At 39.7% G+C, this 24,198-nt stretch carries 18 protein-coding genes; 10 read left to right on the top strand and 8 right to left on the bottom strand.

Features of this window, described 5'->3' with window-relative positions; genetic code table 11:
* The first annotated feature begins 121 nt into the window (after positions 1 to 121).
* Together fadR and ACOB82_RS01435 are read left to right on the top strand one after the other, a co-directional pair.
* Entirely contained in the window at positions 122 to 832 is a 711-nt protein-coding gene (gene fadR / locus ACOB82_RS01430; protein ID WP_448211120.1) for a fatty acid metabolism transcriptional regulator FadR, read from the top strand.
* Positions 833 to 1,161: 329 nt separating this feature from the next.
* Positions 1,162 to 2,007, top strand: coding sequence for a tetratricopeptide repeat protein (locus tag ACOB82_RS01435; protein ID WP_448211121.1), 846 nt, complete (start codon positions 1,162 to 1,164; stop codon positions 2,005 to 2,007).
* A 107-nt stretch (positions 2,008 to 2,114) separates the two neighbouring features.
* Here the strand turns inward: ACOB82_RS01435 and ACOB82_RS01440 are convergent, their stop codons facing one another.
* From ACOB82_RS01440 to ACOB82_RS01460, 5 genes are all read right to left on the bottom strand, one after another.
* Positions 2,115 to 3,674: an FMN-binding glutamate synthase family protein gene (locus ACOB82_RS01440; RefSeq protein WP_448211122.1), complete on the bottom strand. Its 1,560-nt coding sequence runs from the start codon at positions 3,672 to 3,674 to the stop codon at positions 2,115 to 2,117.
* 205 nt (positions 3,675 to 3,879) lie between these two features.
* Complete coding sequence (locus ACOB82_RS01445; RefSeq protein WP_448211123.1) at positions 3,880 to 5,385, bottom strand: SpoVR family protein; 1,506 nt, start codon at positions 5,383 to 5,385, stop codon at positions 3,880 to 3,882.
* A 9-nt stretch (positions 5,386 to 5,394) separates the two neighbouring features.
* The gene (locus ACOB82_RS01450) at positions 5,395 to 6,672 is read right to left on the bottom strand and encodes a YeaH/YhbH family protein (RefSeq protein ID WP_448211124.1); all 1,278 of its coding nucleotides are present in this window, start codon (positions 6,670 to 6,672) and stop codon (positions 5,395 to 5,397) included.
* Between the two features lie 31 nt (positions 6,673 to 6,703).
* The gene (locus tag ACOB82_RS01455; protein WP_448211126.1) at positions 6,704 to 8,638 is read right to left on the bottom strand and encodes a PrkA family serine protein kinase; all 1,935 of its coding nucleotides are present in this window, start codon (positions 8,636 to 8,638) and stop codon (positions 6,704 to 6,706) included.
* Positions 8,639 to 8,852: 214 nt separating this feature from the next.
* A complete protein-coding gene (locus ACOB82_RS01460; protein ID WP_448211127.1) occupies positions 8,853 to 9,434 on the bottom strand; it encodes a Fe-Mn family superoxide dismutase in 582 nt (193 codons plus the stop codon).
* 268 nt (positions 9,435 to 9,702) lie between these two features.
* Here ACOB82_RS01460 and ACOB82_RS01465 point away from each other — a divergent pair, with 268 nt between their 5' ends.
* Both ACOB82_RS01465 and ACOB82_RS01470 read left to right on the top strand, forming a co-directional pair.
* Positions 9,703 to 10,041 (top strand): Grx4 family monothiol glutaredoxin, encoded by a 339-nt coding sequence (locus ACOB82_RS01465; RefSeq protein ID WP_448211128.1) that lies wholly within the window; start codon positions 9,703 to 9,705, stop codon positions 10,039 to 10,041.
* 112 nt (positions 10,042 to 10,153) lie between these two features.
* A complete protein-coding gene (locus ACOB82_RS01470) occupies positions 10,154 to 10,759 on the top strand; it encodes a peroxiredoxin C (protein WP_448211129.1) in 606 nt (201 codons plus the stop codon).
* Positions 10,760 to 10,861: 102 nt separating this feature from the next.
* Here ACOB82_RS01470 and rnt read toward each other — a convergent pair whose 3' ends face one another.
* The gene (gene rnt / locus ACOB82_RS01475; protein ID WP_448211130.1) at positions 10,862 to 11,521 is read right to left on the bottom strand and encodes a ribonuclease T; all 660 of its coding nucleotides are present in this window, start codon (positions 11,519 to 11,521) and stop codon (positions 10,862 to 10,864) included.
* A gap of 148 nt (positions 11,522 to 11,669) precedes the next feature.
* Here rnt and ACOB82_RS01480 point away from each other — a divergent pair, with 148 nt between their 5' ends.
* From ACOB82_RS01480 to ACOB82_RS01490, 3 genes are all read left to right on the top strand, one after another.
* Positions 11,670 to 12,545, top strand: coding sequence for a flagellar protein MotY (locus tag ACOB82_RS01480; RefSeq protein ID WP_448211131.1), 876 nt, complete (start codon positions 11,670 to 11,672; stop codon positions 12,543 to 12,545).
* A gap of 89 nt (positions 12,546 to 12,634) precedes the next feature.
* The gene (locus tag ACOB82_RS01485) at positions 12,635 to 14,476 is read left to right on the top strand and encodes a M1 family metallopeptidase (protein ID WP_448211132.1); all 1,842 of its coding nucleotides are present in this window, start codon (positions 12,635 to 12,637) and stop codon (positions 14,474 to 14,476) included.
* A gap of 139 nt (positions 14,477 to 14,615) precedes the next feature.
* Positions 14,616 to 15,449 carry a hypothetical protein gene (locus ACOB82_RS01490; protein WP_448211134.1) on the top strand — a complete coding sequence of 278 codons (834 nt, stop codon included), beginning with the start codon at positions 14,616 to 14,618 and terminating at the stop codon, positions 15,447 to 15,449.
* A 116-nt stretch (positions 15,450 to 15,565) separates the two neighbouring features.
* Here ACOB82_RS01490 and ACOB82_RS01495 read toward each other — a convergent pair whose 3' ends face one another.
* Together ACOB82_RS01495 and cysZ are read right to left on the bottom strand one after the other, a co-directional pair.
* On the bottom strand, positions 15,566 to 16,357 hold the full coding sequence (locus ACOB82_RS01495) for a hypothetical protein (RefSeq protein WP_448211135.1): 792 nt from the start codon (positions 16,355 to 16,357) through the stop codon (positions 15,566 to 15,568).
* 138 nt (positions 16,358 to 16,495) lie between these two features.
* Positions 16,496 to 17,224, bottom strand: coding sequence for a sulfate transporter CysZ (cysZ, locus tag ACOB82_RS01500; protein WP_448211136.1), 729 nt, complete (start codon positions 17,222 to 17,224; stop codon positions 16,496 to 16,498).
* Between the two features lie 142 nt (positions 17,225 to 17,366).
* On the opposite strand from cysZ, the gene smc reads away from it, so the two are divergent.
* The 3 genes from smc to ACOB82_RS01515 all read left to right on the top strand — a co-directional run bounded on the left by smc (position 17,367) and on the right by ACOB82_RS01515 (position 24,182).
* On the top strand, positions 17,367 to 21,023 hold the full coding sequence (gene smc / locus ACOB82_RS01505) for a chromosome segregation protein SMC (RefSeq protein ID WP_448211138.1): 3,657 nt from the start codon (positions 17,367 to 17,369) through the stop codon (positions 21,021 to 21,023).
* A gap of 12 nt (positions 21,024 to 21,035) precedes the next feature.
* The gene (gene zipA, locus ACOB82_RS01510; protein WP_448211139.1) at positions 21,036 to 22,160 is read left to right on the top strand and encodes a cell division protein ZipA; all 1,125 of its coding nucleotides are present in this window, start codon (positions 21,036 to 21,038) and stop codon (positions 22,158 to 22,160) included.
* A gap of 63 nt (positions 22,161 to 22,223) precedes the next feature.
* Positions 22,224 to 24,182 (top strand): helix-hairpin-helix domain-containing protein, encoded by a 1,959-nt coding sequence (locus ACOB82_RS01515; RefSeq protein ID WP_448211141.1) that lies wholly within the window; start codon positions 22,224 to 22,226, stop codon positions 24,180 to 24,182.
* Positions 24,183 to 24,198 lie beyond the last annotated feature (16 nt).

Raw genomic sequence — 24,198 nt, forward strand, 5'->3', positions numbered from 1 at the left:
ATATCGACAGCAAACCTAAGGTGAGTATTAATCGTGTAATATAACTGGTTGTACAAGATGAGCGTTCTGGTACAATCAGTTAAATTTGTGTGCATGCAGGTATTTAGAGGCTAAGAATAATATGGTAATAAAAGCACAAAGTCCGGCTGGATTTGCAGAACAGTATATCGTTGAATCTATCTGGAATGGTGGCTTCCCTCCTGGTTCTATTTTACCGGCAGAGCGAGAACTATCAGAATTAATTGGGGTCACCCGAACAACATTACGTGAAGTGTTACAACGTTTAGCGCGTGATGGCTGGTTGACAATTAAACATGGAAAGCCAACTAAAGTGAATAACTTTTGGGAAACCTCAAGTTTAAACATTCTTGAAACCTTGGCGCAGCTAGATCAAGACGGCATTCCAGAGTTAGTTGATAATTTAATGTCAGCTCGTACTAATATCAGCGCGATTTATGTACGTGCCGCCATTAAAAATAATCCTGAAAAAACTATCGAACTTTTAGAATCTTATAAAGATGTTGAAGACGATGGCGAAAAGTTTGCAGAGTTTGATTATCAATTAAATAAAGAACTGGTAACGGCTTCTGGAAACTCGATTTATTTACTCATATTAAATGGCTTTAGAGGGCTATATTCACGTTTAGGCGCGCTTTACTTTAAGCACCCAAAAGGGCGTGAAATTTCTCGACAATACTATGAGCGTTTAATCGCGTTGGCAAAAGCGGGTAAGTATGACGAATCTATTTTTGCTGTTAGAAAATTTGGTATTGAGTCGGGCAATTTATGGCGAGAGCTTAAAGACGAAGTATTAAAAGAGTTAGCTGAATAGAACTAAAAAGCTGATTTTAAAAGCGAGTAACTACTTTGTATTTACTCGCTTTTTTTATGCCTAAATTTGGCAAATAGCGATTTTGTGATAAGTGGCACAAATGAAGGGGTAAGTGGTGTGTTAATTAGCATTTAGCAATCTAGTATGAATAGTTAATCTTTAAAAAAGCTAAAACAAGTTAAATGCTGTTTGCTTTTTATACAAAGTTTAACAATCCCCCTAGTTACAATGCTAAACTGGGTTTACAACTTTATCGTTAACCTAACCTCAGGTTAGTGAAAGTTAAATAGATTAAGAAAATAAAGCGTATTAACTAATAAGGATTTTTTATGATGAATTTGGATAACGCTAAACGCAAAGTGAAATATTTGCTGTTGTTGGTCTGTGCTAGTTTATTGAGTGTTACTGTACAAGCAGAAGAAATTGCACAATGTGACACGGCAAAGTGTGTTGATTATTTTGAGAAATATCGTACTGCAGCAAAACGTGGACACCCCTTAGCAATGTTAACGTTAGGGCAGTTTTATCACCACGGCTATGGTACAGAAATTAATGAGAAAATGGCGCTTAAGTATTATAAAAAAGCCGCGCGCCATGGCTATACTTCAGCGCAGTTTAAAGCCGGCTATATCTATATGTCGAATGATAAATTGCGCGATATTGACGACAGTATTGATTACTTAGAAAAAGCCGCAGAATACGACTATAAAGGGGCAAACTTTTTACTGGGTATGATTTACTTTGATAAAAAATATGACAATAGAAACTTAGCTAAAGCTGATGACTATTTTGCAGAAGCTTATCTTGATAAGCATGAGCAAATGCCAACAGTAGTTAAGTATATTGAAGCTGAGATGCCAATCACCGAACAGTCGTTCCCTAAACTGTTTGCCGCGATGAATGATCTGCCATTAGAAACAGCGAAAGATGGTAGTTTAATGTTTCCTAAGTCGCGTATGGAAATTATTACTATAACGTCACCGCCATTAGAGCAAACCTTTAATCGACAGTTGGTGGATTTCCGAAAAGCGATTAAATCAACAGGTACCCGTTTTCAAGGAAAAACTTGTACGGAACGTTTAACCTGTATGCAGCGAGCAGATATTGCTGATTCAACAGATTTTAATAATTTATTTTTAAGTGGTTTTTCTGGTGCTGATGTTAGTGGCGGCTAGTGTAATTTAAGGCTAACGACAGGCTGTTAAAATTAGTTTCCAAGCCAACTAAATATAAACCTAGTACTTTCGTTTGATGCTAAGTGCTAGGTTTTTTATCACTGCAATTAAGCTTGCTGCCAATCAGAGCTATAGAAAGCAGGAATATCATCAGTTAACAGTTGTCCGGCGGTTAATTGTGGTAATAATTCGGCGTAGCTAATTGATTGACCATTGTCTAAACGGCGATAGATTTGACTCGCGGTTAATTGCTCAGGTGATGTATGGCCCATAGCGCCAAGCAAATTGCTAAAACTACGTAAACTTGCCTGATGTAGATTATTAACTTTTTTACCGTGAGTGTTAGGATCAACTGCGGCACCTCTGGCGGGATCTTGTGTGGCGACGCCAGAAGGGCAGGTATTTGAATCGCAACGTCTCGCTTGAATACAGCCTAAAGCAAACATCATTGGTCGAGCCATATTCACCATATCTGCACCAAGGGCAATTTTTGATAAGATGTCAAAACCAGTCGTTATTTTTCCTGAAGCGATCAACTTAATTTGATCCCGTAAATTTGCGCCAAGCAGGGCATTGTGAACAAAGTTCAAACCTTCAATTAATGGCATACCTAAACGATTGCTAAATTCATAAGGGGCTGCACCCGTACCGCCTTCTGCGCCATCTATGGTAATAAAATCAGGAGTTATACCTGTAGCAATCATCGCTTTAACAATGGCAAAAAACTCATGGCGACGACCAATACATAATTTAAAGCCAATTGGTTTACCATCGCTGAGCTCGCGTAATTGTGCAATAAATGCCAATAAACCTTCCGGGCCGTTAAAGGCAGTGTGACTCGGCGGTGAAATACAATCTTTATCTTGAGGAATTAATCGAATTCGGGCAATTTCATTGGTTATTTTCGCGGCTGGCAATATTCCACCGTGAGAGGGTTTAGCGCCTTGTGATAGTTTAATTTCAATCATTTTAACTTGGGGGAGTGCAGCTGTTTTAGCAAATAATTCGGGGCTAAAGCCTCCTTCTGGTGTTCGACAGCCAAAATAACCCGTACCGATTTGCCAGCATAAGTCCGCACCATATTGTTGATGGTAGGGGCTTAACCCACCTTCACCGGTATTATGATAAAAACTTCCGAGTTGGGCCCCATGATTAAGCGCTAGTATAGAGTTTTTTGATAAGGCGCCAAAACTCATGGCAGAAATATTTAGTCGAGATGCCAGATAAATTTGTTTGCACTTACTGCCACCAATAGCAACTCTCATTTGCTGCGCAGCAACTTGTTTAGGATAGAGTGAGTGATAGGCAAATTCGATACCGCTAGCCAATAAATTATATTGTGTGCCAAAGGGCATGGTGTCATTAACCCCTTCGGCGCGATCATAAATTATTTTGCGTTGCTCTCTATTAAATGGCGCGCCATCATGTGGACCTTCAACAAAATATTGATGAATTTCCGGGCTAATAAATTCCAGCATATAACGTAAATGACCGACAATCGGGTAGTTGCGTAAGACATTGTGCTTGGATATATAAATGTCATAAATTGCGACAGTGCTTAGAATAAGAAATATGATGTTTAGCCAGACGAATGCCGGCCAGAAATAGCTGATTACGCCATTAAGTAAAAATGCCAATAGCAGGGTGGTTACTATGGTTTTTCGCATATAAACGCTCCTGATAGTCAGGTATTTACCGTCTTTTGCTTGATTGAACATGAATAACTATCAGGCAGGGCAAATAACTAGCGACGTTTTGGTAAAGCAAAATATGATTAAATTAACCTGCTAATAAGTTAGCATTAAATTATTGATTTTTCATTGGTATATTGTGATTTTATCTACAGCAAAGTTCAACACGCTCTGGCCATTGTTAGTCATTATTGGCTGGTGGGCAGCGGCCAATTTCAATATCTTCTTCATCACCATTAGCTTCAACTAACTTAACGTCAAATTGCCATAAGTAATGTAGATGCTTTAATACTTCATCAGTACTGTCTGCTAGTGGAATATCGTTTTGTGGGGTGTATTTTAATGTTAAAGAACGATCGCCATTGATATCGGCTTCAATAATTTGAATATTTACCTCTAAATTACTTAAATTGTATTGGTTAGATAAGGTTGAGCGAATATCTTGGTAGCCAGCGTCATTATGAATTGCAGTCACTTCGACATAACTATTTTTACCATTGTCTTTTATGTGAAATAGTTTGAAGTCCCGAATCACTTTTGGCGATAAAAACTGACTAATGAAACTTTCGTCTTTGAAATTCTCCATAGCAAAGTGCACAGTTTCCAGCCAGTCTTTACCAGCAATTTCCGGAAACCAGCGTTTATCCTCTTCAGTGGGGTTTTCGCAAATTCGCCGAATATCAATAAACATATTAAAGCCCAACGCATATGGGTTGATACCAGAATAGTAAGGGCTATTGTAATCGGGCTGTGCAACGACATTGGTATGACTGTGTAAAAACTCCAGCATAAATTTGTCGGTAACTAAGCCCTCATCATATAAGTGATTGAGAATGGTGTAATGCCAGAAGCACGCCCAACCTTCATTCATCACTTGGGTTTGCTTTTGCGGATAAAAGTATTGCGAAATTTTACGGACAATACGGACAATTTCTCGTTGCCAGGGTTTTAAGAGTGGTGCATTTTTTTCAATAAAATATAACAGGTTTTCTTGAGGCTCACTGGGAAAATGTTGGCGCTTCTTCGATTTGTTTTTTTCGGTTTCTGGCAAAGTACGCCACAGTGAATTTACTTGCGACTGTAAGTATTCCTCACGTTCTTTTTGGCGCTTTAGCTCTTCATCTAACGATATTTTCTGAGGGCGTTTATAGCGATCAACCCCGTGGTTCATTAACGCGTGGCAGGCATCCAATGTCGCTTCAACTTCATCAATACCATATTTATGCTCACATTCAGCAATATAATGTTTGGCAAATAATAAGTAATCGATAATCGAACTGGCGTCTGTCCACGACTTAAATAAATAATTTCCTTTGAAAAATGAATTGTGGCCATAACAGGCATGAGCCATAACCAGTGCTTGCATGGTCATGGTATTTTCTTCCATTAAATACGAAATGCAAGGGTCGGAATTAATGACAATTTCATAAGCTAAGCCCATTTGACCGCGCTTGTACGTTTGCTCGGTTTGAATAAACTTTTTACCAAATGTCCAGTGGTTATAACCAATTGGCATGCCAACGCTAGCATAAGCGTCCATCATTTGTTCGGCAGTGATCACTTCTATTTGATTAACATAAGTATCAAGACGGTAATGCTCAGCGACCCGAGCAATTTCCGCTTGGTAAAGCTCAAGTTTATCAAAGGTCCAATCAGGACTGTCATCTAACGGAGTGCGTTTTTTCATAGAATGTCCTTACGCCGCCGATTTTTCATCTTTGCGAAATAGCTCTCTAAATACTGGGTAGATATCTTCAACGGTTCGAATATGACGCATCGCAAAATAGCTGCACTGATTAGCAACGTCTTGATATTGGTGCCATAAGGTTTGATGAGCGCGTTGGGTGATTTCGATATAACTGAAGTACCGAGCTTTGGGGAGAATATTTTCTAACAGTATTTGTTTACATAATGGCGAGTCATCCGCCCAGTTATCGCCATCAGAGGCTTGCGCGCCATAAATGTTCCAGTCATTAGCGCTATATCGATCTTGAATAATTTCATCCATTAGCTTTAACGCACTTGAGGCAATAGTGCCGCCAGTTTCCTGAGAGTAGAAAAATTCCTGTTCATCCACTTCTTTTGCTTGGGTGTGGTGGCGAATGTAAACCACATCGATTTGTTTGTAAGTGCGAGTTAAAAATAAGTACAACAACAGATAAAAACGTTTAGCGATATCTTTGGTTGCTTGGTCCATTGAGCCTGAAACGTCCATTAAACAAAACATCACGGCTTTTGATGTCGGTACCGGTTGTTTGGCATAGTTGCGATAGCGCAAATCGAAAGTATCAATAAAGGGCACTTTATCTATTTTGGCTTTCAGTTCGGCTATTTGTTGATCAAGGGCTGCGATTTCACTGATATGTTCATGTTTGTCGTTAATCAGCTGTTCGCGCGCTTGTTCTAATTCATGTAATTGCCGGCGCTTATCTGAGGTCATGGCGATGCGACGGGCAATGGAGCCTTGTAGTGATTTCACAATATCAATATTGGCGGGTACGCCTTCGGCAGTATAGCCACTGCGCACGGTTTTATATTCAATCAGTTTATCTAGCTGATTTTTTTCTAAATTGGGTAAGGCAAGGTCTTCAAACAATAAGTCGAGATATTCGTCTTTTGAAATAGAAAAAACAAAGTCATCTTCGCCTTCACCTGTGTTGCTGGCATCTCCTTGACCTGAGCCTTGCCCAGCACCTTGCGGCGGTCGATTAATTCTATCGCCAGGGGTAAATTGATCATTGCCTGGATGAACTCGGTCGCGAATACCACCTTTTCCTTGGTGAAAGATTGGCTCGGTTAAATCCTTCCGCGGAATGGTAATACTCTCGCCACTTTCGACATCGGTGACGCCACGCTTATTGATGGCATCAGCGACTGACTTTTTGATCTGACTTTTATAGCGGCGAATAAAGCGCTGGCGATTCACCGTGCTTTTATTCTTGCTATTAAGTCGTCTATCAATAAAGTTGGCCATGTTACTGCTCCTTAAACTGTTACTTGCTAATTTAAGAAGATTTTCTGACGCGTAGATACCATTCAGACAGCAGTCTAACTTGTTTTTTGGTATAACCTTTAGCCATCATGCGCTCAACAAAGTCATCATGTTTTTGCTGATCATCGCTTGAGGTTTTGGTGTTAAATGAAATCACCGGCAATAAGTCTTCGGTATTTGAAAACATTTTTTTCTCAATAACGGTGCGCAGTTTTTCATAACTGGTCCATGTTGGGTTTTTGCCATTGTTATTAGCTTTAGCACGCAAGACAAAATTGACGATTTCATTACGGAAATCTTTGGGGTTACTGATACCCGCGGTTTTTTCTATTTTCTCCAGTTCATTGTTTAACGCTTCGCGGTCAAACAGTTGGCCAGTTTCAGCGTCGCGGTATTCTTGGTCTTGGATCCAAAAATCTGCATAAGTGACGTAACGATCAAAAATGTTTTGACCATATTCAGAATACGACTCTAAATAAGCGGTTTGAATTTCTTTACCGATAAATTCGATATATTGCGGTGTTAAATAACCTTTTAGAAAGTTAAGGTAACGTTCTTGGGTTTCTTTGGGTAATTGCTCTCGCTCAATTTGCTGTTCGAGCACATAGAACAAGTGAACTGGGTTTGCAGCAACTTCCATATGATCAAAGTTAAAAACCCGAGATAAAATCTTAAATGCAAAACGAGTGGACAAGCCGCTCATGCCTTCATCAACACCAGCATAATCGCGGTATTCTTGGTAGGATTTTGCTTTAGGATCGGTATCTTTTAAGCTTTCCCCATCATAGACCCGCATTTTTGAGTAAATACTGGAGTTTTCAGGTTCCTTTAACCGTGACAGCACTGAAAATTGCGCTAGCGTTTCTAAGGTATCAGGCGCACATTGCGCATTTTTTAATTCGCTGTTATCTAATAGTTTTTTATAAATCTTAACTTCTTCGGAAACTCGCATACAATAAGGTACTTTAACGATGTAAACCCTATCCAAAAATGCTTCGTTGTTTTTGTTATTTCTAAAAGTTTGCCATTCAGATTCATTGGAATGCGCTAAAATCATGCCGTTAAACGGCAGGGCAGATAAACCTTCGGTTGGGTTGTAGTTGCCTTCTTGCGTGGCAGTTAATAAAGGATGTAGTACCTTAATCGGCGCTTTAAACATCTCGACAAATTCCATTACCCCTTGGTTGGCCCGACACAATGCGCCAGAATAGCTGTAGGCATCAGGATCGTTTTGGGCGTAATGTTCAAGTTGGCGAATATCCACTTTACCTACTAACGCTGAAATATCTTGATTGTTATCATCTCCCGGCTCAGTTTTAGCAATGGCAATTTGGTCAAGAATTGACGGGTAAACTTTGACCACTTTAAATTGAGCAATATCGCCTTTAAATTCATGTAAACGTTTCGCTGCCCAGGGCGAAATTATTGGATTTAAATAGCGTGCTGGTATTTTGTAGTCATCTTGTAGTATTTTGCCGTCAGATTCTGGATTAAATAAGCAAAACGGATGGTCATTAACTGGGCTACGAACGCCATTAGCGCTTAGTACATAAATCGGCTCTTGTTGCATGAGTGCTTTTAGCTTTTCAGCTAGCGATGATTTACCACCGCCAACTGGGCCAAGCAAATAAAGAATTTGCTTTTGCTCTTCTAAGCCTTGAGCGGCATGTTTTAAATAGGAAACTATTTGTTCTATGGCTTCTTCCATGCCATAGAAGTCTTTAAAAGCTGGATAGCGAGCAATAACTCTATTAGAAAAAATTCGGCTAAGGCTAGGCACTGGCGAAGTGTCGATCATTTCGGGTTCGCCAATGGCCTTTAATAGGCGCTCTGCGCTGCTGGCATAAGCCATTTTATCTTCACGGCAAATATCTAGAAATTCTTGCAGTGAATACTCTTCTTGCTGTGCTTGTTCGTAGCGCGATTGATAATGCTTAAATATACTCATAACCGCCTCCAAATAGAACTCAGGTCACGTTAAATTAGACCGCGAATAAGTGATTTCTATTGTTAAGTTTAGTAGCAATTTGCTTAACTGTGAGAAAAACAACAAGAAATTTTGTAAATGAAATTTAGAGGTGACGGGTTATTGTTAGGCAAAAAGAAGATATAAAAAAGCCAGCAGATGCGCTGGCTTTTCAGTGGGATAAGCTGTCGACTAATTAAGCGAAGTTTGCTGACGCAAAATCCCAGTTAATTAAAGCCCAGAATGCTTCCATGTAGCTAGGACGTAAATTACGGTAATCAATGTAGTAAGCATGTTCCCATAAATCGACTGTCATTAACGGTGTTAAGCTGTCATCAGTTAATGGGGTTGCCGCGTTTGAGGTGTTAACAATGTCTACACCGCCGTCAGCTGTTTTGACTAACCACGTCCAGCTTGAACCAAAGTTGTTCACTGCTTTGTCGTTAAACGCTGCTTTGAACTCTTCAAAAGAACCAAATTTTGCATTGATAGCATCGGCTAATGCGCCTGTAGGCTCGCCACCACCATTAGGGCTTAAGCTGTTCCAGTAGAATGTGTGGTTCCAAATTTGCGCTGCGTTATTAAATACACCGCCTTCTGAAGATTTTACGATGTCTTCTAAAGATTTACCTTCAAAATCAGTGCCTTCAATTAAGCCGTTTAATTTTACAACGTAAGTGTTGTGATGCTTACCATAGTGAAACTCTAACGTTTCTTGTGAAATGTGTGGTGCTAATGCATCCATAGCATATGGTAACGCTGGTAATTCGATAGCCATTATTATCTCCAGAATTTTATATTGATTAGAAAATATTGTTCTTAAACAAAGCCGAAGTTTAACTTTGTTTTTCTGAAAAACCGAGTAAAATACTCAAGTTTTTGAAGCCATGCTTAGTTTACCGAAATATATAGGTATTACTAGCGTTATTATCAAGGCTTTAACCTGAATAATTAGATGATTTTTATTTGATTACATCGAGCCATTGAATTTTTATGGCGCAGCCCATATTAAATAAATCAATCAAACGACACCACAAGAGGTAACTATGGAAACGATTGAACGCATTAAAGAGCAAATTGCTGAAAACCCAATTTTGTTATATATGAAAGGCTCTCCTAAGCTACCAAGTTGTGGTTTTTCTGCTCAGGCTTCTCAAGCGCTAATGTCTTGTGGCGAGAAGTTTGCGTTTGTTGATATTTTGCAAAATCCAGATATTCGTGCTGAATTACCTGCGTATGCTGATTGGCCTACCTTCCCGCAATTATGGGTAGAAGGTGAGTTAATTGGCGGTTGCGACATTATTTTAGAAATGTTCCAACAAGGCGAGTTGCAAACAATCATCAAAGAAACTGCTGAGAAACATAAAACGGAAGAAAATTCGTAAAAAATTTTTATCAGGCATTGAAATAATTTTTTGTATCACAATACTTGTGATGTGAATTCACTTTTAATGAGGCTTTGCCTTGTTAACACTTAATAAAATATTGGAGAATAAAATGAGTGTATTAGTTGGTCGTCCGGCTCCTGACTTTACTGCCGCAGCTGTATTAGGTAGTGGTGAAATCGTAGATAGCTTCACGTTATCTGAAGCAATCAAAGGCAAAAAAGCGGTTGTATTTTTCTATCCTTTAGACTTTACATTTGTTTGTCCTTCTGAGTTATTAGCATTTGATCACCGTATGGAAGAGTTCAAAAGCCGTGGCGTAGAAGTTATCGGTGTTTCAATTGACTCACAATTCAGCCACAACGCATGGCGTAACACGCCAGTTAACGAAGGTGGTATTGGACCAGTTCAATACACTTTAGTTGCTGACGTTAAACATGAAATTTGTCAAGCGTACGATGTTGAGCATCCAGAAGCTGGCGTTGCTTTCCGTGGCTCTTTCTTAATTGATGAAGACGGTGTTGTTCGTCACCAAGTAGTTAACGATTTACCGCTTGGCCGTAACGTTGATGAAATGATCCGTATGGTTGACGCTTTACAATTCCACTCTGAGCACGGCGAAGTATGTCCAGCGGGTTGGAACAAAGGCGACAAAGGTATGACAGCTTCTCCAGAAGGTGTTGCTTCTTATCTAGCTGACAACGCTGATAACTTATAATCAGTTACTAAGCTATATTAGCTAAATAAAAAAGTAGTGAACTAAAAACCAGCGAAAATGCTGGTTTTTTTATGGCTGAAACTTGTTACCTGAACAGGTTAACTAGACTGGCCAGCCGCCGAGAGCTTTCCATTTATTAACGATTTTACAAAATAGCTCAGCGGTTTTTTCAGTATCATACAGCGCAGAATGTGCTTCTTTATTATCAAACTCTAGTTCAGCGGCAACACAAGCTTTAGCTAATACCGTTTGGCCATAAGCAAGTCCTGCTAACGTTGCTGTATCAAAGCTAACAAAAGGGTGGAATGGGCTGCGTTTGATATTACAGCGCTCAGTGGCAGCATTAAGAAAACCTAAGTCAAATGCGGCATTGTGGGCAACAATAATAGCGCGCTGGCAACCAGCCGCTTTCATTTTTTTACGGACTAGTTTGAATATTTCTTTTAGCGCGTGTGCTTCTTGCACGTTACCACGAAGTGGATGGTGCGGATCGATGCCGGTAAAGGCTAAAGCAGAAGGCTCTAAATTGGCACCTTCAAACGGCTCAATATTAAAGCAAATGCTTTCATCAATCGAGAATTCACCGGTTTCATCATTTAAATGTAATACACTGGCCGCTATTTCTAGTAAAGCATCGGTATTTGCATTGAAACCGGCGGTTTCAACATCAATTACCACAGGGAAGTAACCACGAAATCGTTGGGCAAATAGGGATTTTTCAACAACAGGCTCTGCTGGCGTTGTTACAGCTTCTGGCATCATTTATTTTGTATAGTTCGACTAAGGCGGCTATTATCGCAAAAAATTAAGCTAAACTCGATAACACCGTTTAAAAAACCCAGATTTGCGATTAAAGTTAATAGTGAAGTTGCCGATAAAAGTTAGTCTGTATTAGTTTAAGCGCCGAAATATGAAAAAAATATTATCCTTTGTTATAAGTGCTTTGCTTGCCGGAAATTCACAGGCGGGAATACGGCAATATAGCGCTTCTCTTGAAAACTCACACTGGCAGGTGTCGAGTAATACGCGACTTAATTGCACCTTATCCCATGTTATTCCCAATTACGGTGAAGCTATTTTTTCCAGTAAGGCCAGCCGCGATAACAATATGTTGTTTGAATTAGATATGTTGCGCTTGCCTGATAACTATTCATTAGCAGAGGTGCGCTCTGTTGCTCCTAGTTATAAACCGGGCTTTAATGACTACAAACTTGCTGATCTTAAGCTGTATAAACAATTTTCTCCGAGCCTAGGTAAAAAAATTGCGTGGACTATGCTGAATGAGCTTGAGCAAGGTATGAACCCGACGTTTTATTACAATGGCTGGTACAGTGAAAACGATAAAATTGCTGTTGGCTTGTCAACCGCAAGGTTTAGCCGAGCCTATAAAGAATTTATTGGCTGTGTTGGTAATTTACTGAATTACAGTTTTGAAGATATTGCTTACACCGTACTTAACTATCAATCAAACAGTGACAAGTTTACTAAGTCGTCTGAACGTAGAATGGCAATGATCACTGAGTACCTGAAGCTTGATCAAGACTTAGAGCTGGTGCTTATTGATGCATATTCTGATAGTTACGGTGGTCGTTGGAATAACTTGAAATTATCAGAGCGCCGGGCAAACAAAATTAGAGAATACTTTGTTAGTAATGGTATTGAAGCCAGTAGAATAGAAGCCTCGGGCTTTGGTGAGAAGCGCCATATTGCGTCGAACGAGACAACTTTAGGGCGTGGTCAAAACAGACGTGTAGTTATTCAAATGGAAAAACCAATACAATTTTAGACAGATAATCTGATGAATTGAGTTGAATACGGCGGTAGATTAGGTTTAATCTACCGCCGTATTTTTTTAACTGTAATAAAGAGTTGAAGATGAAAAAAATTCTAACGGGTGCTCTGATTTATTTCTTTGCCGCGCTGACAGTGCAAGCCAAAGTTAATGATGCATTCACTTATGCTAATTATGATCAAGTTGTTATTACTAACACATACTTAGACCTTGCCGTTGACTTTGAACAAAAAGCACTCAAAGGTTTTGCTGAGTTAGACCTAAAGTGGTTGACCAAAACTAATCAGCCTATTTTTTTAGATACGCGAGATTTAGTGATAGAACGGGTATTAGCTAAAACAGCTAATGATGACTGGCTTAAAGCTGAATTTAATTTAGCTAAGCGTGACAGTGTTTTAGGCAGTAAATTAACCGTAAATTCGCCAGTTAAACCAAGCAAGTTACGTATTTACTATCAATCAACCCCTGAGGCCTCGGGTTTACAGTGGTTAACTCCTGAGCAAACTGCTGGCAAGAAAATGCCATTTATGTTTAGTCAGAATCAAGCGATTCATGCGCGTTCTTGGATCCCAACTCAAGATACACCAAGTGTTCGTATGACTTATAGCGCCCGTATTACCACGCCAGATAATATTATGGCGGTGATGAGTGCCAATAATAAGCCTGATACCATGCGCGATGGTGATTATTACTTTGAAATGCCACAGGCGGTGCCGCCTTATCTTATTGCTATTGCTGCTGGCGATATTGTCTTTAAACCTATGAGTGAGATCACAGGTGTTTATACTGAACCAAGTTTAATTGATGCGGCTGTTGCAGAGTTTGATGATACGCAAGCCATGATCGATGCAACTGAAAAGATGTATGGCCCGTACCGCTGGGGGCGTTATGATTTGTTAATCTTACCGCCAAGCTTCCCTATTGGTGGTATGGAAAACCCGCGTTTATCTTTTATTACGCCAACAGTTATTGCTGGTGATAAAAGCTTAGTGAACTTAATTGCTCATGAATTAGCACATTCTTGGTCAGGTAATTTAGTGACTAATGAAACGTGGCGTGATTTATGGCTTAATGAAGGTTTCACTAGCTATGTGGAAAATCGCATTATGGAACGAGTATTTGGTCGTGATCGTGCGCTAATGGAACAAGCACTTGATGCGCAGGGCTTAAATTATGAAATTGCTGAACTAGCACCAGGTGATACTCAGCTTTATATCGACCTAAAAGGCCGAGATCCTGATGATGCGTTTACTGGCGTGCCATATACCAAAGGTCAATTATTCCTCATCTATTTAGAGCAAAAGTTTGGCCGTGAAGTATTCGACCCATTTATGCGTCAATATTTCGATGACCATGCATTTCAGTCGTTAGGCACACTGGAATTCGTTGAGTATTTAATGACAGAGTTAGTGGATAAGCATCCTGGCATAGTGACAAAAGCAAAAATTAATGAATGGATTTTTGAACAAGGTTTACCAAGTGATGTACCTCGCGCTAAGTCTGACGCATTTACCACGATAGATAGGCAGATTAGTGCCTATATTGGCGATAAAATGACATTGTCTGAACTGCCTACAACAAACTGGACATTGCATGAGTGGTTACACTTTATTAATAACCTGCCGCTAAACATTAGTTTAGATAAAATGGCTGAATTAGATAACGCATATAGGCTGACTACCAGCAAAAATGCTGAAATCGCCCACGCGTGGTATTTATTATCATTACGCGCTGGTTATCAGGCAATTTACCCAGCTATGGAGAAGCATTTGATCAATATTGGTCGTCAAAAGCTTATTGTGCAATTGTACAAAACCTTAGCTGAAACCCCTGAAGGAAAAGCTTGGGCAATCAAGGTTTATCAAAAAGCTCGGGCGGGATACCACCCACTGGCACAAACTACGGTTGATAATATCTTGAAGTAAGCCTTATTGGCTTGAGTCGATAAATTGAAAAACCGCCATTTGGCGGTTTTTTATTTTTCTTCTACACTTATTTTTGCAAATGAGATTTTGCAAATGGACTTTAGCAAATGGATTGCTAACCCTATCATAAGGATATGCTATGAAAATTCGTCTTTTCGGCGGGCTGGTACCTATAATATTGCTGCCTGCTATTTTAATCTTTTCACTATTTACACCTGTAACCAATGCTAACCTGATAGACAATATAATCAGTGATGATTCCTTGGCTTTAATAGGTTATCAAAATCAATTTACTGATAAATTTACTTCACCAGAAGATGCCGCAAGAATCTTTATAAACACTCAAGGGGCAGTACCCGATGTCTTGCTTGATAGCTCAAAATCTGATGACCGAGATGATTACGGTATTGTCGATTCAAGTGTATTAAGTAAACCTTTTTTCGGCATTGTGGATACTGTTAATCCTGATAATGAACTCGATGAGATAAACGCATTTTGGCAATTTGATATTTCATCCACATTAACGTCAGCGTTACAGCTTTCTTTTGCTATAGAAATGGCAGCAATGGGGGACTTTGAAACTGGCGACTGGTTTCAATGGCATTATCAAATTGATGGTGCTCGCTGGCAAACATTGTTTGCAAGTCAGGTAAATGAAGACGCTAGCCAATCTTATCAATTGGCTTCAGGGAAAAATGTTGAGCTAAATGATCCTATGATGGTCGGAAATCGCATCTTAACGAATGCGTTCAGCCATTTTAACCATGGGATTAATGGTGCTGGGCAATTGCTTAATGTTCGGTTAACGGCAATTACTAATGCTGGTACTGAAGCATTTGCTTTTAGACAGATGTCGATAAAAGCCAGTGAAGTTAATCAAGTAAATTCTATACCTGAGCCAGAAAGCTTGAGTATTAGCTTGGCTATTTTATTGGGTTTTCATTTGCTTCGAATAGCTAAAAATAGGCACTAAAACTTGGCACTAAAAAAACGCGGTAATAGCTAATAACTATATTCCGCGTTCCTTTGAATGAATTTTAAGTTTAGTTGCTGTAATTAACTGCCGCAATTAATTGTAGAAATGGCCTGCTATAAAGCCGCGTTCTCTTGTAACACGTCTACTTGACGGTAATTATCTTGCTCAGAAATTACCACGCGGGTAGCGATATCATTATGGTAATAAATGACAGTTAAGCGACCACGCTTACGTTGCTCATCAACGGGCTCACCATAATAATTGGCATAAAAAGCAATGACTTCATCTTCAGTTGCGTGAGTATAAAAGTTAACTACGGCTGGCAGTTGATCGGTAAACTCTGCAAATACCTTCGCATCAGTTAATACAGGAATCGAGATATCTCCAGTTTGTTGTACTGGTCGTTCAAAGTTATATACATCACTTTGTTGCATCTCGTTTTGCTGAGTTTCACTTTGCTGAAGCTCACTTTGCTCATCGCTTGTTAATTCAACACCATTGTCTTCAAAAAACGTGTCTTCAATAACTGTGTCTTCAGTAATAGTGTTTTCAGTAACTGTGAGTTCGTCAACTTCGATTTCAACAACCGCTTCTGCGCCTTCGCTTAATTCCTCATCAACAATCAGTTCGACAACCGTCTCTTCCAAAATAGCTTCCTGAGCAAGGGCCTCTTCTAACGCTTGTTCATTGACTAATTGTTGCTCTGACATTTGCTCATCACTAACAACCACTTCATCTGCTGGTTGAGCTTGTGGTGCCTGAGTTTTTTCGTCACTTTTAACCGTTACTTCGGCGGTTGTTTGACTGTCTTGCGGGCTTTGGCTGGCATCCGTGTTATTTGCACTTACGCTTGGCGCTTGCAGTGCAATTAATAGTGCAAGCGCAGAAGTTATTTTCACGTTCATCAAAAAGATACTCCATGACTTTTAGTTAACTGTAAAAGCAACGTACTAGCTGGTCAACCTATATTTAGTGAAATCGCTGAATTCAAAGGCGTTTATCATTGCTATTGGTTGTCGTTTATTTGTTTTTATCACTGCTTTTTATCTAAGTAACGGCCTTTTATGGTGATCAACCCATAACGCGGTTGCGCCACATATGGCAACGGGCATGACTATCATATTAACAATAGGAATCATGGAAAACAGCGCTGTTGTTATACCGAAGCTGTAACTTTGGCCTTTCTTTTCATTGAGTCTTTCGCGCATTATATCGAAATTAATTTTATGATTATCAAATGGATAATCTAAATATTGAATCGCCATCATCCAAGAAACAAACAGGAACCAAATTAATTGGCCAATCACTGGAATAAACCACATGATAATAAAAAAGCCTATAGCACGCGGTAGGTAATACCTAAACTTGCACCATTCTCGGCTTAGGGTACGAGGAATATCTTTGATTACATCGGAAATGCTGCCGCTGTTATCGTTTTTGCCAGTAAGAATAGCCTCGACTTTTTCTGACAGCAGACCATTAAACGGCGCTGCTATCCAGTTGGCAATGGCACTAAAAATAAATGAAAAGCCAACCAATATTGTGATAACGGCAAATGGCCAAATAATATATTCTAGCCATATTAACCACTCAGGCAGCCATGCGAGTAGCTTAGATATATACAGGCTAATTTGGCCAAGAATGGCATAAAAGGCTACGCTGAAAATCACTAAATTAATGGATAAAGGTATTAAAACAAAGCGTCTGATCCCTTTGGTATTGATTAAATCAAAGCCTTTTAAAAAGTAGCCACTACCGCTATTTGCAAACATATTTAACTTATATTAATTAATTTGTTCTGATTATAAGAAATTTAGCCATCAAACCAAGCATTCAATCACTTTGTCTGTTACAAATTACGTCAGCATTTGCTAAATTAGCCCAATAATAATTAAAGTTAGCACGCCTTAAAATATGCGTTTAAAGCAGATCAAACTTGCTGGGTTTAAATCATTTGTTGATGTGACTAAAGTACCTTTTCCACATCAGGTTACCGCTATTGTTGGACCAAATGGTTGTGGCAAATCTAATATTATTGACGCAGTAAGGTGGGTGTTGGGAGAAAGCTCGGCAAAAAACTTACGTGGCGATGCCATGACCGATGTTATTTTTAATGGCTCTACAGAGCGCAAGCCTGTTGGCTTGGCGAGTGTTGAACTTATTTTCGATAACTCAGCGCAAACTTCAACTTCAGCCCAAAATTCGGGCTCAAATCCAGACTTAAATTCAGAGATTAGTCCAAATAAGGCTAATCTTGAATCAAATTTCAACAGACAATTACCACCTAATGTTGCCCACAGAAGTGAAATATCAATAAAGCGTAGCGTAAATAGAGAAGGCAGTAATGTTTATTTTCTCAATGGCAGTAAGTGCAGACGCAAAGATATTACCGATGTGTTTTTAGGCACCGGTTTAGGGCCAAGAAGTTATGCCATTATTGAGCAGGGCATGATCTCCAAGCTTATTGAATCTAAGCCTCATGAGCTAAGAGTTTTTATTGAAGAAGCTGCTGGTGTTTCTAAGTATAAAGAGCGACGCCGAGAAACCGAATTAAAGATCAAAAATACCCGAGAAAACTTATCGCGCCTAGCTGATATTTCACAAGAGATTTCAGTTCATATTGACGTATTAGCGCGCCAAGCCGAATCGACAAAACAATATCGCCAATACAAAGCACAAGAGCGCGAGCTTAAATTTGCCATTGCCAAATTAAAACACGATAAAGCGAGCGAAGCGCTAACAAAGGTTAATAGTGAATTGTCGGTACTTGCAAAAACCAGTGTTTCAATGCAGCAGGAAGCCGATCATACACGGCAGCAACTTGACGGTTTAGATAATGATATCGAGCAGCTTCATCTCAGCCGTAACCTCGAGTCAGAAAAATTTAATGACCTAAAGCAGCAGTATGCATTACGTCAACAGCAGCTTGTGAATAGTCAGCAGCAGCAAAATCAGCTGCAATCAAACAAGGTTAAAATTAGTGAGCAACGCGAGCTAAGTTTGGTAAAAAGCACTGAGCTTTCACAAGAACTTAAACAAGCTAAACAGCAGTTAGTGGGTGTTGAAAATAATGTAGCCGAGCTCAATCAGCAGATGGAAACGGCAGAAAAAACACTTAACGACGTTCAACAAAGATTATTAACCAAAGAGCAATACTGGCAATTAGCCAATACTCAATTAGTTAAAACGCAGGAGCTTCAATTACAGGCTGAGCGTCAGTTAATGGTGTTAGAACAAACCATTGCCAATAAGCAATTTCAACTTTCCGAAAAGCAAAGTCAGCTTGAAGGCATTAATACTATTGATGCTATTGAAGTTAAAAATGTTGAACAGCAGTTAACGGCAACAGAGCAATCAAGACAATTAGCAGAGCAACAACAGAGTCACTTATTGGCAAAAGTTAGCGCTCAACGCGCGCATTTAGCCGTGCTGGAGCAACAAATTGATAGTATTCGACAGCAAGCTCATCAGCGTGAAGCGAAGCTGACTATTTTATCTGAGCAACTTAATGTTCAAGCACATTGGCAAGAAGCAACTGAGACTTGGTTAGCTGCTAATAAAATTGAGAGTGTTGGCGTGTATGGCCGTAATATTGAGGTCAATGAAGATTGGCAAGCGGCGGTTGATAATTGTTTAGGTGCTTGGTTACAAGCTTATGTCGTTACCCAGTTACCGCAAGATGTTGAATTAGACAGCTATTGGTTGATCAATCAATCAGCGTTGATTCAAGATAAACAGCCAAACTCGTTAGCGTCAATTATTGACTCTGAGCTTGGCGTTTTACCTTGGTTTAATTCGATTTTGCTGGCTGAAGATCAAGCACAAGCTCAAGAGATTGCTAGCACTATGGCAGATCACCAAGCGGCGTTGTCAAAACAAGGTGTTTTACTATTCAACGGCGCGGTTTGTCGTGGCGAGCATTTATATGCTAATTCAAATGGCGTAGCCAACGGTTCGGCTTCAGGTAATGAAAATAAAAGTGATAACATTCCTTTAAAAAATAGCCTACAACTTCAACAGCAATATCAAAACTGTCAAACCGAATTTCAAACATTGCAACAGCAACTTGTTGAGTTAAATGGTGAAAAAGAGGCTTTAGTAGAGCAATTACAGCAAGTTGAAGTTGAACATACTGAGTCAAAACAACAAATAGCCAGCGTTAATGCTCGTAAAACACAGCTGCTAGAGCAGCAAAGGTTTTTTAATCAAAAACAAAGCGAACAACAGCAAAAAGCTACTCAGCTGCAAAATGATATTCAATCACTAGCACTGGAAATAGAGCAATTAACTGCCCAGTTAGTGACACAAAAAGCACCGAATACCCATAGCCAAAATATTACAAAAGATGTTTCGGGAGTGAATACAAGTGCGTTAGAGCAAGATATTGCCTTACTAAAAGCCGAGATAGAGCAATTAAGAGCGGAAGCTAATCAGGCGCAGCAATCACTTCAAAATAAACAACAAGCCTTGATGGTGAAACGAAATTTGCAGCAACAAGTCACAATGACAATGACGCAACTTGAACTGAAATTAACTCATGTACAGGAGCAAATTGCTAGTTTCGACATTCAACAGAGTCATAATCAGCAAGCGCAGGAAGCATTAACTGATAGCGTTAAACTTGAAGCTGAGCTTAGCGTAATGGCTGAAGCTATCGAGCATCAGCAACAGGCTATGGCAAGTTTAAATGAGCGCTTGATAACGAGTCGTGAACAAAAGCAATCTCTTAGCCAAAAAAATAGCCAACTCTTAGCTGAACTTGATAACAATCGACAGCAGCAACATGCTAAGGCGCTAACTAAAGAGCAATTAACGTTTGAGTGCAATGCTGCTGGTGAGTTATTGGCGGAGCTTGGCGAAAATATCAATCAAACATTGAATTTAATGGCCAATATGCCATCGCTTACTGAATGTCAGCGAAAACTTAAACAAGTAGCTCAGGCATTAAATGAAATAGGTGCGGTTAATTTAGCGGCAATTGATGAGTATCAATTGCAAGAAACCCGAAAAAATCAAATAGATTTACAAATAGATGATTTAACTCAGGCGCTAGCCACGTTAGAATCAGCGATAGCGAAAATAGATAAAGAAAGTCGCCAAAAATTTAAAGCAACTTTCGAGCAAGTAAATAAAGATTTTACTGCACTTTTCCCTAAAGTATTTGGCGGTGGCAGTGCTTATTTAGCATTAACTTCTGATGATATGCTTGAATCGGGCGTTAGCATTATGGCTAGACCGCCAGGGAAAAAAAATAGCACAATCCACTTATTATCGGGTGGTGAAAAAGCGTTAACCGCATTATCATTGGTGTTTGCTATTTTTAGATTAACACCTGCGCCTTTTTGTATGTTGGATGAAGTGGACGCGCCGCTTGATGATGCCAACGTTGAACGCTTTTGTAATCTCGTGCGGGAAATGTCTAAAACAGTGCAATTTATTTATATCAGTCATAATAAAATCGCTATGGAAATGGCTTCGCATTTAACTGGTGTTACTATGATGGAACCTGGGGTTTCACGTATGGTCTCAGTAGATATTGATGAAGCAATGGCTATGGCAGAAGTATCATAAACAGGCTTGATGATGGAAGATAATTTCAGAAACGCATTAATTATTATTAGCGCAATTATTATTGCGGCAATTTTTATCCACGGTTTGTGGACAATAAGAAAAAATAAAAATCCTTATAAATTAAAAACTAAACCAACAAAAGTTGATCCTGTGACTCGAGACTTTGATCCATCAGGGTTTGATCAAGATGGTGTTAGTCAAATACGCGTTATCAAGCCAACCGCGCTTACCGGAGAAATTGATAATCCGCCTGCTGAAGATGAAATACCTCACCAGCCAGCGCCAGCGCCTGAGTTTAGCGCAGAGCCTTTACCCGTTGATTTACCTGTTGATGCTGAACCTATGCCTGAACAAGACACTCAGCCTATCGAATTACCTGACGATGCGTTAGGTGAAGTTACGTTAGGTGAATTAGGGAAGGCCGCGGGAGAGCCATTAACCTTAGAGCAAGAACTTGCGCCAGAGTTACCGTTAGAGCCGGAAGTGGTGATCCCTGAACAGGAAACCAAAACATCTGTCTATAAAGAGCCAGTGATTCAGGCCAAACCTTCGGCACAAATTAACGCCGCTAAAAGTAAAGCTCGCGCGAAGCAAGAGTCACCGAAAAAGAATCAGTTTGAATTAAACTTTGATGGTGCTGTAGATGCAATCGAAGATCGCAAAGAACCAACGTTTGGCGAAGAAAAATCGCCTTCAGAACCACTAGAAACCGAAGTGTTAGCGGTGTCCGTTGTTATGCCGGAAGGTCAGTTGATTTCTGGTGCTGCCTTGCTACCAAGTTTATTAACACTTGGTATGAAATATGGTGATATGAATATTTTTCATCGCCATCAAGATAACGCAGGTAATGGTAAAATCACCTTTAGTTTAGCTAATATGATTAATCCTGGCACCTTTGATCTTGATAGTATTGAAACGTTCCAAACGCCAGGTGTCAGTTTATTTATGACGCTACCAAATGCTGGCGATGCTTTTGAAGTGTTTGAACAAATGCTTGGCGCGGCAAAACATTTAGCTCAAGAGTTTAATGCTCAGGTGCTTGACGACAAGCGCAGCGTGATGACAAAACAAACCGAGCAACATTATTTAAGTAGAGTCAGAGAGTTCGAGCGCAAAAGCCGAATAGCTAACGCTTAATTGCGAATACCAAATTTACTATGAGCCTCCTATTGGGGGCTTTTTACCTTAGAAAGAAAATAAATGTCAGCAATACAATTAAACCAAGAACAACGAAATATTTTCACCCAAGTCGCGCCAGATCTTGCTGAAAATGAGTTCATTACCTTATTAAACCGTGCAGATAATGGGAACAATGAATTAACAGTTGAACAGCTAGTGTTGTTACTAACCGTTACTAATGCTATGTATCGCGCTGGTTTCCCGGTAATAAATGATCAAGCTTACGATGCATACACTGAACAATTAAAATCAATAGCGCCAGAGCATGATTATTTAAATACGGTAGAGCCTGAAGCCATTGTCGACGGTAAAACCGTGGCATTGCCACAAAAAATGCTATCAACAGATAAAGCCTATTCGTTTGATGAAATTAGAAAGTGGCTTGATCGAATTTTAAAAGCGGCCAATGAACTTGATATCGATAATGCTGATATTGATATTCGGGTAACACCAAAACTTGATGGCTATGCAGCTTACGATGATGGCACGACCTTATATACCCGTGGCGATGGTAGCCGAGGTCAAGATATTACTCGCGCTTTTACTAAAGGCTTACAAGTAGCAAATAATGGTGCCCGAGGCTTAGGTCCAGGTGAAATAGTTATTAAGAAAAGCTATTTTGATGAAGTGCTAAGTAGCAGTTTCGAAAATTCTCGTAATATTCAAGCGGCTATCATTGCTGAGAAAAAAGTTGATGCCACCATTCAACAAGCACTAGATGAAGGTGCCTGTGTGTTCTACCCGTTTGAATTGATTGAAAACTGGACGGGACATTATCAGCAAGTACTGAAAAATTTCGACAGTATTGTAGATAGTGTTTGGAATGCGGTTGATTACGATATTGACGGCGTCATTCTGGAAGTAACTCACGATGCGATTAAACAGCATATGGGGGCGACCAGGCACCACCATCGCTGGCAAATTGCTTATAAAGTTAATGATGAATCTGCTGAAGTAAAAGTTATCCGTATTGTTCCGCAAACCTCCAGAACAGGGCGAGTTTCACCTGTTGCTGAGCTTGAGCCTACTAAATTAAGTGGCGCAACTATCAGCCGAGTAACAGTTCATCATTACAATATGGTGAAAACAAACCGAGTCGGGCCTGGCGCTGTTGTTCAGCTAGTGCGCAGTGGCTTAGTGATCCCGAAAATTGAAAAAGTCATTACTGGGGCTGAACCTGAAATTCCTGAGCATTGCCCAAGTTGTGGTTCGCATCTTTTATGGGAGTCGGATCATTTAGTGTGCCCAAATAAAACAGATTGTCCGGCGCAAACTGAAAATACTTTAGTACATTTTTTCAAAACCTTAGGTAATAACGACGGCTTTGGTCCAAAAGTCATTGAAAAGCTGACGCAATATGGCATTAAGCATATCAATGAAGTGTACCAACTAACGCCACATAAACTGGTGAGCTTTGGTTTTGGTGATAAAACATCACAAAATCTTGTTGACCAGTTACAGGCTAGCCGAGAAATAGAAATTGAAGATTGGCGATTTTTAGCCGCATTCGGTGTTAGCCGCTTAGGTGGTGGTAATTGTGAAAAGTTACTTGAACATCACGCTTTAGCTGAGTTATTCAATATTAGTGTTGATGATATGGTCAAAATTGATGGTTTTGCTGAAGTTAGCGCCGAAGCAATTGTTGAAGGGCTTGAAAATATTAAAGAAGAGTTTTTTAAGGTCTATGAGCTTGGTTTTAATTTAGCGGTTACGCCTAAACTTGCTGAGCAATCGGGACAAGACTCGCCAATAGTCGATAAAATTATCGTATTTACCGGTACCATGGTGCAAGGCTCGCGTGGTGATATGGAAAAGCAGGCGAAAGCACTTGGCGCTAAAGTGGCTAAATCGGTAACAGGTAAAACGTCATTTTTAGTTACTGGTGAAAAAGTCGGTGAAAGTAAAACAAATGCAGCCAGAGAAAAGGGCGTAGAAGTATTGACTGAAGCCGAATATTTAGCCTTGATTTCAAAAGCATAGTAAATTGTAAGAAGTA

The sequence above is a fragment of the Colwellia sp. MEBiC06753 genome (assembly GCF_053470325.1).

What these genes read in the sequence shown, in the direction of transcription:
- ACOB82_RS01480 (WP_448211131.1), top strand. Translation starts at nt 11,670, where the DNA reads ATGAAAAAAATATTATCCTTTGTTATAAGTGCTTTGCTTGCCGGAAAT.
- zipA (WP_448211139.1), top strand. Translation starts at nt 21,036, where the DNA reads ATGGAAGATAATTTCAGAAACGCATTAATTATTATTAGCGCAATTATT.
- ACOB82_RS01460 (WP_448211127.1), bottom strand. Translation starts at nt 9,434, where the DNA reads ATGGCTATCGAATTACCAGCGTTACCATATGCTATGGATGCATTAGCA.
- ACOB82_RS01470 (WP_448211129.1), top strand. Translation starts at nt 10,154, where the DNA reads ATGAGTGTATTAGTTGGTCGTCCGGCTCCTGACTTTACTGCCGCAGCT.
- ACOB82_RS01450 (WP_448211124.1), bottom strand. Translation starts at nt 6,672, where the DNA reads ATGGCCAACTTTATTGATAGACGACTTAATAGCAAGAATAAAAGCACG.
- ACOB82_RS01440 (WP_448211122.1), bottom strand. Translation starts at nt 3,674, where the DNA reads ATGCGAAAAACCATAGTAACCACCCTGCTATTGGCATTTTTACTTAAT.
- ACOB82_RS01435 (WP_448211121.1), top strand. Translation starts at nt 1,162, where the DNA reads ATGATGAATTTGGATAACGCTAAACGCAAAGTGAAATATTTGCTGTTG.
- ACOB82_RS01455 (WP_448211126.1), bottom strand. Translation starts at nt 8,638, where the DNA reads ATGAGTATATTTAAGCATTATCAATCGCGCTACGAACAAGCACAGCAA.
- ACOB82_RS01485 (WP_448211132.1), top strand. Translation starts at nt 12,635, where the DNA reads ATGAAAAAAATTCTAACGGGTGCTCTGATTTATTTCTTTGCCGCGCTG.
- fadR (WP_448211120.1), top strand. Translation starts at nt 122, where the DNA reads ATGGTAATAAAAGCACAAAGTCCGGCTGGATTTGCAGAACAGTATATC.
- cysZ (WP_448211136.1), bottom strand. Translation starts at nt 17,224, where the DNA reads ATGTTTGCAAATAGCGGTAGTGGCTACTTTTTAAAAGGCTTTGATTTA.
- smc (WP_448211138.1), top strand. Translation starts at nt 17,367, where the DNA reads ATGCGTTTAAAGCAGATCAAACTTGCTGGGTTTAAATCATTTGTTGAT.
- ACOB82_RS01515 (WP_448211141.1), top strand. Translation starts at nt 22,224, where the DNA reads ATGTCAGCAATACAATTAAACCAAGAACAACGAAATATTTTCACCCAA.
- rnt (WP_448211130.1), bottom strand. Translation starts at nt 11,521, where the DNA reads ATGATGCCAGAAGCTGTAACAACGCCAGCAGAGCCTGTTGTTGAAAAA.
- ACOB82_RS01490 (WP_448211134.1), top strand. Translation starts at nt 14,616, where the DNA reads ATGAAAATTCGTCTTTTCGGCGGGCTGGTACCTATAATATTGCTGCCT.
- ACOB82_RS01495 (WP_448211135.1), bottom strand. Translation starts at nt 16,357, where the DNA reads ATGAACGTGAAAATAACTTCTGCGCTTGCACTATTAATTGCACTGCAA.
- ACOB82_RS01465 (WP_448211128.1), top strand. Translation starts at nt 9,703, where the DNA reads ATGGAAACGATTGAACGCATTAAAGAGCAAATTGCTGAAAACCCAATT.
- ACOB82_RS01445 (WP_448211123.1), bottom strand. Translation starts at nt 5,385, where the DNA reads ATGAAAAAACGCACTCCGTTAGATGACAGTCCTGATTGGACCTTTGAT.